This window comes from Paenibacillus turpanensis (assembly GCF_011421635.1).
Taxonomy (GTDB): Bacteria; Bacillota; Bacilli; order Paenibacillales; family YIM-B00363; genus Paenibacillus_AK; species Paenibacillus_AK turpanensis.
Genome location: NZ_WTLI01000002.1, coordinates 152,320 through 165,243, shown reverse-complemented (window position 1 = coordinate 165,243; position 12,924 = coordinate 152,320). Strand labels below are relative to the sequence as shown.

10 protein-coding genes are annotated in these 12,924 nt (G+C 48.3%); 8 read left to right on the top strand and 2 right to left on the bottom strand.

Features of this window, described 5'->3' with window-relative positions; translation table 11 throughout:
- Positions 1 to 48 precede the first annotated feature (48 nt).
- Entirely contained in the window at positions 49 to 873 is an 825-nt protein-coding gene (locus GQS10_RS02385) for a sugar phosphate isomerase/epimerase family protein (RefSeq protein ID WP_166238627.1), read from the top strand.
- Positions 874 to 1,000: 127 nt separating this feature from the next.
- Here the strand turns inward: GQS10_RS02385 and GQS10_RS02380 are convergent, their stop codons facing one another.
- Positions 1,001 to 1,756 carry a C40 family peptidase gene (locus GQS10_RS02380; RefSeq protein ID WP_166238625.1) on the bottom strand — a complete coding sequence of 252 codons (756 nt, stop codon included), beginning with the start codon at positions 1,754 to 1,756 and terminating at the stop codon, positions 1,001 to 1,003.
- 249 nt (positions 1,757 to 2,005) lie between these two features.
- On the opposite strand from GQS10_RS02380, the gene GQS10_RS02375 reads away from it, so the two are divergent.
- Genes GQS10_RS02375 through GQS10_RS02345 form a run of 7 tightly spaced genes read left to right on the top strand, consistent with a single transcriptional unit; the run spans position 2,006 to position 9,973 of the window.
- Positions 2,006 to 2,683, top strand: a complete 678-nt coding sequence (locus GQS10_RS02375) for a response regulator transcription factor (protein ID WP_166238623.1) — start codon at positions 2,006 to 2,008, stop codon at positions 2,681 to 2,683.
- On the top strand, positions 2,680 to 4,053 hold the full coding sequence (locus GQS10_RS02370; RefSeq protein ID WP_166238621.1) for a sensor histidine kinase: 1,374 nt from the start codon (positions 2,680 to 2,682) through the stop codon (positions 4,051 to 4,053). Before GQS10_RS02375 ends, GQS10_RS02370 begins: the two co-directional genes overlap by 4 nt.
- 4 nt (positions 4,054 to 4,057) lie before the next feature.
- On the top strand, positions 4,058 to 4,318 hold the full coding sequence (locus GQS10_RS02365) for a hypothetical protein (RefSeq protein ID WP_166238619.1): 261 nt from the start codon (positions 4,058 to 4,060) through the stop codon (positions 4,316 to 4,318).
- Complete coding sequence (locus GQS10_RS02360; protein WP_166238617.1) at positions 4,302 to 5,981, top strand: efflux RND transporter periplasmic adaptor subunit; 1,680 nt, start codon at positions 4,302 to 4,304, stop codon at positions 5,979 to 5,981. Before GQS10_RS02365 ends, GQS10_RS02360 begins: the two co-directional genes overlap by 17 nt.
- A gap of 6 nt (positions 5,982 to 5,987) precedes the next feature.
- The gene (locus GQS10_RS02355) at positions 5,988 to 6,704 is read left to right on the top strand and encodes an ABC transporter ATP-binding protein (protein WP_166238615.1); all 717 of its coding nucleotides are present in this window, start codon (positions 5,988 to 5,990) and stop codon (positions 6,702 to 6,704) included.
- Positions 6,701 to 7,879, top strand: coding sequence for an ABC transporter permease (locus GQS10_RS02350; RefSeq protein ID WP_166238613.1), 1,179 nt, complete (start codon positions 6,701 to 6,703; stop codon positions 7,877 to 7,879). Before GQS10_RS02355 ends, GQS10_RS02350 begins: the two co-directional genes overlap by 4 nt.
- Before the next feature lie 18 nt (positions 7,880 to 7,897).
- On the top strand, positions 7,898 to 9,973 hold the full coding sequence (locus GQS10_RS02345) for a hypothetical protein (protein ID WP_166238611.1): 2,076 nt from the start codon (positions 7,898 to 7,900) through the stop codon (positions 9,971 to 9,973).
- 79 nt (positions 9,974 to 10,052) lie between these two features.
- On the opposite strand, the gene GQS10_RS02340 is transcribed toward GQS10_RS02345, so the two are convergent.
- Positions 10,053 to 12,761 (bottom strand): right-handed parallel beta-helix repeat-containing protein, encoded by a 2,709-nt coding sequence (locus GQS10_RS02340; RefSeq protein WP_166238609.1) that lies wholly within the window; start codon positions 12,759 to 12,761, stop codon positions 10,053 to 10,055.
- Positions 12,762 to 12,924: the final 163 nt, after the last annotated feature.

The following is a 12,924-nucleotide window of genomic DNA, read 5'->3' as shown; positions in this document are numbered from 1 at the left end:
ATCCGGCGTTATGGATGGAGTTAACGATCATTAAAGGGGGACGTTTACATGTCTATCGGTGTGTTGGCGCATTTATGCGGGAAGCTTCCATATCAGGAGCTCGCTCCTCGAGTAGGAGCCCAAGGCTTTCGCCACGTTCAGCTTGCACTCTGGAAAGCGCTCAGCGGGATTGATTTCAGCAAGCCGGGGAAATTGAGTCCAGGCTTAGCCAGCTCGATCGCGGAATCATTTGCGGAAAACGGCGTATCCATTTCCGTTCTAGGATGTTATGTGCATATGTTTGAGCATGACGAGGAGAAGCGTCGGTTTAATATCGAGCGGTTTAAAGAGCTGATCCGTCATGCCCGTTATTTCGGTGCGCCGATTGTAGCCGCCGAAACCGGAGTGATCGCTGATCGACCTTACAACGAGCAGGATTGGACGATTCTAAAAGATACAATGGCCGAACTGATTGAGGAAGCGGAAAAATGGGGCGTCATTATTGGGATGGAGCCGGCCGACCGGCATTTAATTGGAACGGTTCCGGACCTGAGTCGTCTGCTTGAGGAAATGCCGAGCTCGCAAATCGGTTTTGTGTTCGATCCGGGCAATTTGATTACACCGGCTAATATCGCACGTCAGGATGAAATTTTCGAGGAAGCGTTCCGGCTGCTAGGCAATCGCATTGTTGCATGCCACTTTAAGGACCGCATTCTGCGGGAAGATGGGACGGTTGACAGCGTGGCGCCTGGTACCGGCCACATGAATTATCCGCTCATCGTGGAGCGGCTGAAGGAGTATAAGCCGGGCGTACATATTGTAATGGACGCGGTTAACGAAACGACCATGCCGACTGCGAAGCAGTATATCGAAAGCTTCTTTCAGCGTTCCTAAGCGATTGCAGCGGAGCATGCAGCTGAATTCTTGATAAATTCGGGTAAAAAGCGCAAATGAATAGCGAAAGAAAAGCAGCCCTTCGGCCGACTGTATAAAACAGCGTCCCGAAGGGCTTTTTCGTTGCTTACAATGCGCTTCCGCCGAAAATAAAGCGGTGCTCCAAATGGGTATTGTCGATGCTGTCGATTCGAACGCCTCCAGAGGTCTTGGAGTATGTATGGAGGATTTTTCCGTTGCCAAGATAAATCCCTACGTGCTCCACACTTTGGCCGGATTTACTGGAAGGGTAATCAGATCTGCTTGTACCGCGGTATTCCATGAAAAACATCAAGTCGCCTGGTTTAAGTTTGGACCAAGATGTTGTTGTATTACCCTTGGATCTTACAAAGGATGCTTGTTCCTTCGAGTTGCTTGGAATCTTTCTTCCCGCGTCGAGGAACGCTTGGCGAGTAAAGTCAGAGCAGTCAAATGTGTTGGTATTGGAACGGCTGGAACCGAACTCGTACGGAGTTCCCATATATTTCTTCCCCGCATTGATCACTTTATTAGCTAAAGTCGTAGTACTCGTCGTTGAAGATCCGGACGATGAGCTAGATCCGCTGGACGATACACGGATATATTTAGAACTCGATGAAACATAACCGGTTCTTCCTTTAGAATCACGAATTTTATACCAATACGAATTCACCCGGCTGAGTATTTGGACCTTCATATCCTCTTTGAGTACAAACTTTATATTGCCATCCGTGTTTGGTGCGCTTCTTACGTTTACGGTATTATTGATGATGCCCGAAGCAGCGGATGCTTGTCCGGCAAATCCGACAATGGGGGATAACGCAATAGCAGAAACAATTAGCAGCGAGCCTAGTTGCTTTTTCATAGTTGAGTCCTCCTAATTGTAATGGTGGAAAATACTTTGGGTTGACTATTTTCGTAAATTGCATCCTTCTTTTCCATTGTACATGGTTTTGTACCAAGTAATGGGGGGTTAATTTGAGAATAACATGTCGAAATATGTCGTGACTAGCGGAAATACTTAACAATAGTGATGCGGATTTTTTAAGCTCTCTTTCAGCTGTTGATGGTAGAATAGAAAAAGCTGTTACTAAGGATGAGGAAGGCTGAAGGAATGGGCAAAATTTTAGTGGCCGATGACGACTTGAGTATCCGTAAACTAATGAAAGCATATTTACAGCAGGAGGGGTTTTCCGTTGTTGAAGCGGAGAACGGCCAAGAAGCGATGGATCTGCTGACGAATGTACAGATCGATCTCGTGGTTCTCGATATTATGATGCCCGTCGTAGACGGATGGGAATTTATTCAGGATATGAAAAAAACGCATGATATTCCGGTCATTATGGTGACGGCGGTAGGAGAAGTGTCGCAACGGCTGAAAGGCTTTCAGCTGGGAACCGACGATTATTTGGTCAAGCCTTTTGATCCGATGGAGCTGGTGGCCAGGGTGAAGGCACTGCTGAAACGGTACCGAATCGAGCACAATGATTTCGTGCAGGTCGGAGATATTACCGTCGATCGGAAAACGTTTGAGCTGAAGGTGAACGGAAAAGGGTCGATCGTACCGCCAAAGGAGTTTGAATTGTTGTTCAAGCTGGCCAGCCATCCCGGGCATATTTTTACCCGTGTGCAGTTAATTGAGCAGATTTGGGGGCTTGATTACGAGGGAGATATCCGGACGGTAGATGTACATATTAAACGGTTAAGAGAGCGTTTGGAAAATTTATGTGCGAAATCGGTAACGATTACGACCATGCGGAATTTAGGCTATCGTCTTGAGGTGGAAGCATGATTCGTACCCTTTATGTCCGGATTGGCGTCGTGATCTTTATTGTCGTATGGGGAAGCCTGGTGCTCTCCAGTATGATGTTTTCATATCATTTTCGCGGGCAGGTACATCGGGAGTTTGAAGAGAGATTAACGAATTCCTCGGTACCGATTGTAAAAATGCTGCAGACCGCAAATGAGGATACCATCGTTGCGTTGACGGAGCTGGCTTTTCAAATGAACAGGGGGCAAAACCTTCGTTTATACAACGGTTCTGGGCAGCAGCTGGCAGATTACGTACGCAATACCTGTACGGAAATTCCGCCGGAAGCGGTTGAAACGGTACTTGATGGATTTCGGTATAGCGATTTCTCCAAAAAGGATGAGGAAGGCTGTCCGCGCGGCATTGTCGGTATTTCTTTTCAAGCTGACGGCAAGCCTTATGCGCTTTTTCTGACCCCTGATGTCGGACCGCAAATTCGTTCTTTTGACCGTTTGCAAACGAGAAACTTATGGACGATATTAGCCATTAGCGGGATTGTAATTGTCATTGCCGCGATATACTTGGTTAGGCCGCTCAAGCAAATTACCGTAGCGACCCGGCGCATTTCGAAGGGGGACTTTGATGTGCGTCTGAATATTAAGCAGCGCGATGAGCTTGGGGAGCTGGCCGGCAGCATTAATCATATGGCGGAAGAGCTGAAGAAGATGGAGAAGATGCGTCAAGAATTTGTGACGAACGTATCGCATGACATACAGACACCGCTGACCTCCATTCGCGGCTTCTCCAAGCTGCTGCAGAACGATACGCTCGACCCAGAGGAAAGAATCGGTTATTTGAAGCTGATTGAAAGTGAATCGGAGCGATTGTCCCGTCTCAGTGAAAACCTGCTGAAGCTGGCTTCGCTTGAATCAGAGCATCACCCGTTTCACCCTGTCCGGCTGCAGCTGGATGAGCAGCTTCGCCTCTGTGTCGTCTCCTGCGAGCCGCTATGGTCCTCAAAGAAGCTTAGCATCGAGCTTGATCTAGCTTCGGTTTCCATTGTTGCGGATGAGGATTCGCTAAATCAGGTGTGGATGAATTTGCTGCATAACGCTATAAAATTTACCCCAGAAGGCGGAACAATCACCATTTCGCTGGAGCGGCAGGAGGATGGAGCTCTTGTCCGGATTTCCGACACAGGAATCGGTATCGCTCCTGAGGAGCTGGCCAATGTATTTCGCCGATTCTATAAGACGGATGCGTCCAGGCAAAGTTCCGGCTGGAAGTCAGGGAGCGGGCTTGGATTATCGATTGTGAAAAAAATTGTGGATTTGCATCATGGGGAGATCCAGGTGGCCAGCCGCTTGGAGAAAGGGACCACCTTTTCGGTAAAACTTCCTTCGAGGAAATAAGAAGATGGTTGGATCATATGGCATTTTGGGAAGTACTGCTTCTTATATAGAGGAAGAATTGAAACCGATCAGCGAAGGCTGGTTGGTTTTTTTATTTCCATTCTGGGGATTTTTAGCTGCGTTTAAGGTTCAGGACATATATAGTTCATATTTCATCCTTATAATGGGACCAGAAAGAGAGGAGCGAGACGAAATGAACGGTTATGGGATAATCCAATGCAGGATAATTGAAAGGGAAGGATGCACACATGGCACTGCAGCGTAAAGCGAAAGTTGCTCTTGCAATTGCGGTAGTTTTAGCCGCGGGCGGCGGAGGTACGTATTTTTACATACAAAAAAGCGGGAATCCGCAAGCGGCGAGCACGGCCGCACAGCAATCAACGACAAAGGTAACCAAAGGTGAGATCAAGCTTTCGATCTCAGGCACATCGCAGTTTCAGACGGAGCGTTTCCAGAACATTACGGCTCCCTCGGATGGAACGATCAAAACGATGAATCTCACCCGTACACAATCGGTAAAGCAGGGCGATGTATTGTTTGAAATTTCGAATCCGACGTTGGAATCCAGCCTGCAGGAAGCGGAAACCTCTCTGCTGAAGCTGCAGACCGAGCTTGCAGAGCTGATGGAGCAGCAAAGAAATTTGCGTATTGCGGCTCCTGCCTCAGGGGTGTTGACTCTAGGGTCAAATCTCGATGTCGGTTCAAGCGTCAATACGACAACCAAGGTTGGAACGATCGCAGACACCAGTGTACTCAAAGTAAAGCTTCCATTTTTGGTTGAGCATGCGGAGCAGCTTAAGGTTGGGGAATCGGTCGATTTAACGGTAAGCGGGTATTCCTTGACGAAAACCGGCGTAATCCAAAAAATCGGAACTGCCATGAAAGCGGACGCTTCAGGCAAACGAATCGTCGACGTTGAAATTACGATTGAAAATGATGGAACCTTGGATGCGGACAAGGAGGTCAGCGGTTCGGTATATATTGGCGGCCTAGAGTGGGATTCTCAGGGCAGCGCTGCGCTCGATTATGTCAAAACGACGACTTTTCTGGCAAATACCTCGGGAACGATTATGAACTTAGGGAAGAAAACGGGCGAGGCTGTAAAAGCGGGTGAATTGATTGCGGTTGTACTGAACGATTCGTTAGCGACGAGCATTCAAACCAAGCGCGCCGATGTAGAGCGTCAGCAGGCAAATTTGGAGAAGCTGCGCAAGCAGGTGGATGAGCTAACGATTCGCGCGCCTTTTGACGGAGTGTTTTCAACGGATTTTGCCGATCAAAAGACGAATGTATTAGCGAATTATCCTGTTGGCGCATCGATTGAAAGCGGTGCGAAGCTTGGAGCGGTGGCGAGTTTGGATGTTATGACGCTGCCGGTTCAGGTGGACGAGCTTGATCTATTGAATGTGAAGCCGGGGCTAAAAGCGGAGGTTACGGTGGATGCAATCTCCGGTAAAGTGTTTGAAGCTGAGGTATCGCAGGTATCCAGCGTTGGGGTGACGACGAACGGAGTAACTTATTACGATGCGATCTTATCCGTTCCGAACCCGAATAATGAATTGCGATATGGAATGACGGCTACTGCAGAGATTATGATTCAGCAGAAGAAGGATATACTGGTGCTGCCTCTGGAGGCTCTGCAGTTCCAGCGCGGAAATACGACGGTAATGCTAAAGAAAGCGGACGGATCGGAAGCAGAGCGAACCCCGGTTAAGGTTGGTCTGCGCAGTAAAACGCAGGTGGAAATTACAGAGGGCTTAAGCGAAGGCGATGAGGTTGTCATTCCGACGAGACAGCGTTCGGCGGATGGCAGCCAGCAGGATATCGAACGCATTCGGCAAATGATGATGCAGGGCGGACCTGGCGGAGGCGCATTCCCCGGAGGCACAGGCGGTGCAGGTGCCGGAGGCGGCAACAGGGGAGGTTGATCGTAGATGAATATCATCGAGCTATCGAATATTTGCAAGTCATACGGAAGAGGACCTGAACAAATTCAAATTTTGCGCAATGTTTCGTTAACGGTAAAAACGGGCGATTTTGTTGCTATCGTCGGACCGAGCGGATCCGGCAAATCGACGCTGATGAATACGATCGGCTTACTCGATTCGCCGACGGAAGGCACCTATAAGCTGGACGGCGTATCGACGGAGAAATTAAATGAAAATCAGCTGGCCGAGCTGCGAAATCAAAAACTGGGATTTATTTTCCAGCAGTTCAACCTGCTGCCGAGGCTTACCGCTTTGGAAAATGTCGAGCTTCCATTGATCTACGCCGGCATGTCCAAAGGGGAACGCCGAGAGCGCGCCAAGCGGATGCTGGAATCGCTAGGTATGGGCGGTCGTATGGACCACCGCCCGAGCCAGTTGTCGGGCGGACAGCAGCAGCGCGTTGCGATTGCACGGGCGTTGTCGGGCTCGCCATCGCTGCTGCTTGCCGATGAGCCGACCGGTGCTCTTGACTCGCGGACAGGGGCAGAGGTGCTGCAGCTGATGATCGACTTGAACAAGCAGGGAAATACAATCGTGCTTATTACGCACGATTTGCATATCGCGGATACGGCGAAGCGGGTTGTGATGATCCGCGACGGGGAAATCGTCGAGGATCGGCGGAACTCGCCTGAGCCTCAAAAAGAGGAGGCTTCCCCGGCATGAATGGAATTGAATTAATCGGGATGGCGCTGCGGACGATTACAAGCAAGCCGCTGCGTACGCTTCTTACGATGCTCGGAGTGATAATCGGGGTGGCTTCTGTCGTAACGCTGGTGGCGATCGGGCAGGGCACCTCAGAGCAAATTGAAAAGCAATACGAGAATATGGGCACAAACCTGATCGTAGCAAATTTGTTCGGCAACGGTCGTGCAACGCAGCTTGATTACGATGAGCTGATGGAGCTAGAGCTGCTGCCCGAGATCGGGGCGATGGCTCCGACGGTTACGAAATCGAACTCCAACGTGAAATATGATCGTACGACAGAGGCGTTCACCATGATTGGCACGAATGACCGCTACATCGACATTGTCAAGGCGGAGATCGATTCCGGCCGCTTCATCGTCCCGGCGGATAATGAATACCGTAATCCGGTAGCCGTGCTTGGCAGCGGAACGGCGGAAACACTGTTCGGGCAGGAGGATCCCGTCGGCAAAGAGGTCAATATCGACGGAATCGTATTTACGATTATCGGAAAGCTCAAGGAAAAAGGCTCCAGCCTTGGCGGCGCATCGGTTGACGACTCCGTGGTCGTTCCGCTGGAAACCGCGCGGCGCGCATATAAGCTGGGAACGATTCGCACGACGTACATTGAGGCGCAGGACACGACGACGATATCCCAGGCAGAAAGCACCATCACACAATACTTAACGGCAAAATTTAAAAGCAGCAACGGCTTTCGCATTACAAACCAGGAGGAGCTGATCAGCTCGCGCCAAGAAGCCTCGGCGACGCTGACTAACCAGCTGATCAGTGTTGCGTGCATCTCCCTTTTGGTCGGCGGAATCGGAATTATGAATATTATGCTTGTCACGGTAAGTGAAAGAACGAGGGAGATTGGGATTCGCAAGTCCATCGGTGCGAAGCGCAGACATATTTTGTCCCAGTTTTTGATGGAGGCGACGGTAATCAGCGGTTTGGGAGGCTTGCTGGGTTTACTGCTTGGCATTGGGGCGGCACTGAGTTGGCCGTTTCTTAATCCAGAACAGCCAACAAAGCTTTCACTGGAATTTGGCCTGTACGCTTTTGCGTTTTCCGTCATCGTCGGCATCGTGTTCGGCATATATCCCGCGAATAAGGCTTCCCGACTGAAACCGATTGATGCCCTGCGTTTTGATTAAACCTTGGAGGTAGATATTATGAAACCACGCGAATGGAGACGCGGACTGTGCCTGCTCCTTACAGCGTCGCTTTTCTTGTGCTTTGCTCTGACGCCGTTAACGGCCTTGGGCAAAGAGGGCGTTTTTATTAATGACAGCGTATATTTTACTTTGGATAATGTCCGGTATACAGAAGGGGCCGATGACTCCTCACTTCGTTTCTCGTTAACCTTGCATAACAAAGGTGCAAGCGTTGTGGATTTTAACCAGTACGGCGTACGCGTTGCCGATTCGAGAGGCATTCAATATCCGGCTGTGCTAAGCGGAAAGCTGAAAGCTAGAGTACAGCCCGGGCAGGAAAGTGTGTTCCCATTCTCGACGGAGGTCGCCCCAGGCTTAACCGCCGACCAGCTTTTTGTGACCGTATTCGCCTGGGGGCAGGGTTCGGCGGTGACTCGTACAATTGGCAGCTTATCTGTGGCATCCGCCTTGTCTTCCGGACAGGAATCGCAGCCGGCGGCATCGGTTCATATGGCTTCGGTGGACAGCACGCTGCCTGATCAGTCCTGGGTGACGATTCGCCAGCTGGATCAGTATTTCGTTTACAGGAACAACAAGTGGCAGCTCTATATCGAGGTAAGCGCGGAAAATACAGGAACCTCGGCTTTTACGCTTCCGCAGGCGTTGAAGGCGCGCGTACAAAATAGCAATGGCGTTAAATCAGAGGCGGCGCTCATTGACGGAGCGGATCAAACGCTGCTTCCGGGCAAACCGGTCAAGCTTACGCTTCAGGCTGCGGTTGCCGATGATCAGGCGGATGACGCCTGGGCGCTGCAGTGGTACGTTCAATCGGGAGAAGCTGCTACCGTCTTGGATAGTATCTCCTTGCTAGGAGCAGCTCCGACGAGTGTCGGCGAGTCTCAGACGCTTCGCGATTCGTACGGCCAGCCACTCTCGGTGCTTCAAGTGGATTCTGCGAAGGTGACGCAGGCGGCAGGTCAGCAGTGGGTACGTACGACAGTGAAAATTAGCAATACTTCGGACCGGATCGCAGCTCTCCCGGATTTGACGGGGTATTACTACTCCAGCAAAGGCGGGGTTACGATTCAAGCGGAAGACGTATCTTCCGATCATCCGGATTACTTATCGCAGGGCGAGTCGGAGACGTATTCTTTCAGTGCAGTACTGCCGAAGGGGATGTCCGTTGAGCAGCTGCAGCTTGCTTTGATGGAAGCGAAGAGCACTGAGGAATCGGCAGGGGCCGCATCTTCAACGGGCGCTGTTTCGACGCTGCTGCCAGTGGCCGTTGCTGACCTGAATCAAGCGACGGTGGTCAATCAAACCGGCGGTAACGGTGCAACTTACGAAATCGGGGAGCCGATGGAGATTGCGACGAATGCAGAGATGTCGGTAGCCTTGTCTGAGCTCAAGCTTTACGATAATGAAACGAATGGTTTTCAGACGGCAATCGCAAAGCTGAAAATTACGAATGTAGGCGAGGATGTTATTGCATTCCCGACGTTGTCCGCCAAGCTTAGAGACGCCGCTGGACAAGTGTATACAGGCACGCGTCAAGCAAGTGTCGCAGCACAAATCGATGCAAACAGCAGCTATGTCGTCAGCTATTCGTTCCTGCTTCGCTCCGCTGACGATAGTAAGCCAGTGACACTCAGCTTGTACGAGGGCAGCTCGGATGCCGCGTTAATCGCGAGTGTAAACTCGAATTATCAGAGCGATGATACGAGCAACGATAACTGGGATGTGTACCCGTACAATATTGTAGTCAAGAGCTCCGATCTTGTTTTGAACGGTACTCTCAGCACAAACTTCGCGTATTCGTTAAAAATGAACTTGGATATCGAGCGTAAGGATCAAGTCATTATGGATTCGGCCGTATCGAAGCTGCAGTTTGACATTGTGGACCCGCTCGGCCAGCTGCTCGGCAGTCAGACGGTTCCATTTGTCGGAACGACACGTTTATTGAATGGTGACAATCATTTGACCCTCTCCAACATTAGTTTATATCAGTACAGCATTAACAATTACGCTAAGGTATACGAGGTTGTGGATACCCCGAACGGTGCCGTGAAACGGTACTTGGGTGATATTCGGTAGGGAATAGTTAAAAGTAAAAGACGATCCAGGAACAAGCCTTCATGGCTTGAATGGGATCGTCTTTTATCGTTATCATTCCCTACTCATTTGTTACTCGAGAATAATATTTATCCTCAACTTCAACATCGTCAAAGAATACTTTTGCCGTCATTTGATCTTCCCAATAATCTCCCAATGCGATAAAGTTAAATTCCTTCACTCCTGTTGCGGTTGCCACCTTTTCGCCATCGATATACATATCAACCCCGGAACCTGACGTATAAACCCAAACGAATTCATGCCATCCGGTCGAACGCGGAATGGAGGTTGCTTTTGACCGATCATCAATTCTATAAACATAATTCGTCTCCGTTATGGTCGTGTCTACCCCTAAAGCTCTTGGAAGCATCCCATCATCGACTCTTCCAATGACTTTCATGCTTTTATCTTCCGCATTGTCATAAAATCTCAGGCTCAGCACCTTGTTTTGACCATGAGCGAATGTGTTTGTAATTACATCTACATCTCCGGAAGGAGAGAAGCTGCTGATTCCCCGATAAGATTGAATCGTAACAGGTAAATCATTTTCTTGGGAGTTTGAAATTTTCTTCCAATTTCCTAACCCCTCTTCAAAGCTATCGTAAAAGGCGACCGCTTTTTGCTTCTGTGTTGTATCACTTTTACCATGTAGCTTTGTACGGTGTTCATCGATGTAAAGTCCGATCTTGTCAACGGGTATCTCTTTAAAGCTTGGGATTTGTCTTAATATGGTCGACTTTGGTTTGCTAATCGGCTTTATAGTGGCTTCATTTACAAACTGAGCACTCTTATCATTGGTTTGAATGTTATTTTTAATGATACTGTATTCCTTAAAGGCCTCGGAAAGCTTGAACATGTCAGAGGACTGGTATACGACATTATTTTTTATTTCATTATGCTTTGGTTTCTCGGGCTCATCCTGCAGGATGTTAGCTAAATTGCTATATTTGCTCCATACTGAGGACTGATAAGGCACCTGATTTAGACGCTTGTATAAAACGCCTCCGGGACCGGTTTCATTTTTGTACCATGTCATCCCGCGATTATCGCCTCGGAATGCCTTCGAACTATTCATAATAACGTTGTTTTCAATAATATTGCTTCTGCCTCCGCCAATCATAAACGCTTGGTCTACATTATAAAAAATGTTGGAATGTGCGTGGGTTCCAGATGCAAGATCATCGAGATATATACCAAACTGGTCAATGGACACGCTATTATTAATATCATGTAAATAATTGTAACGAATGATATTGCCGCGCTCTGTCCAATCCCGGCCCGTGTAGATCGCTCCGCCATCGCCAGTATCATTCATAACATTAGAAATTTCGTTGTATTCAATAATATGGTCATTGCCGTCAAACCGAATTGCTAGATGTGGAGCATCGTGAATATAGTTGTTTTCCGCCGTATTTCCAACGCCAGACAGACTAACCGCAGCAGCATAGGTTTTTGCTAAACGGCTGTATCTGTAAATATGATTATTTTTAGCGGTATTTCGACCAGGCTCCAATGTTTCACGGTTTCCACCGGTCAAGCTAATACCACCGTTTCCGGTATCATGGATTTCCGAGCTAAGTACGCTGTTATTACGGCCATTATTTATTTTAACGGCACTTCTTCCAATTAAGCTTAGTTCGCAGCCTGTGATAAGGTTGTGTTCTCCGTTGTTTACAATAATCGCATCGTCTCGAGTGAGCTGGAAACTAATATCCTTCCATTGAATGTAAGATGTCTCTTCCATTTTTACTAAAGGCTTACCCAGCAGTGACAGCTGAATTTTTGCCTGCTCCATGTTTGAAGGAGGAATGAGATAAAGCTTTCCACTTTTTCGATCAAGGTACCACTCGCCTGGAATATCTAATTCTTCGAGAATATTATAATAATAGTAGCGTTGCCCTTGACGAATCGAATAAAAGCTAGCTGACTTTGTAGAAATATTGACGCTGTCAATGGATTGAATATTTAGGTTCCCATCTGCCCAATCCCAATACCAGTATCCGAACATCCATAAATCGCCGGTATTTTCCCATGTTGTAGGTCGAGAGTCTTTAAAGTTGAATACAGCCCCCTTGGACATTTCCAAGTCCATTTGCTGAGATTTTCCTTCTTTGGAACGTGGATTCCCTCCGGCGTCTATTACACTGCCTACTGTTACATAACCTTCATTCGGATAACGGGATAATGTCATCGGTTTCTCGTCAATAAATAGCTCAGGCGCCGCTGTTTTGGGAGGCAGCCCCATACCGACCTGTTCAATCGTTCCATAATCCGTGTAGCCTGCGTCGTGGAGATCATAATGGAATACTTGATCCTGCACGGAATCCTGCAAGCGATTTAATACAAAGGGGTCGCTGACCGGCTTAAAATCCGTTCCAGACAAGGTCACCCCGCCTGCAATTTGGACCTTCTCGCCCGGATAGGAAGAATATACGATTGGTTTGCCTTCCTTTCCAGAATCCAAGCTCTCTAAGATGAAGGTATCATTTCTCCGATAAGTTCCCTCACGAAGGTATATGGTCACGCCGCCATCAGGTAACCCCTTCTTTTGTTTGAGGTTTCGTACTTCATTACGAGCACGCTCTAGTGTTTGAAAAGGCGCGTCCTCGGTTCCAGGATTTTTATCACTACCATGAGGTGAAACAAAGTAGGTTTTTTTGTAATCGCCTTGAGCAATCGCAGCATGATCGGATTGTGGAAAGAAAGGAAATATTACAGAGCTTACAGTAATGGTTAGAATCGACCATAGCTTGATGGTACGACGAATCATGGCACTTCCTCCGAAAATTAATCTGTATATGTACAAGTATATCTAATTTTGGGTTAGCTTTCCTAGGGACCTTTGGAATTATTCTTAAGGTACTTTAAGAATAGAGTCCGATAAAGCGATGTGGGTATATACGAATAAAAAGCTGCAAACCGAATTGGTTTGC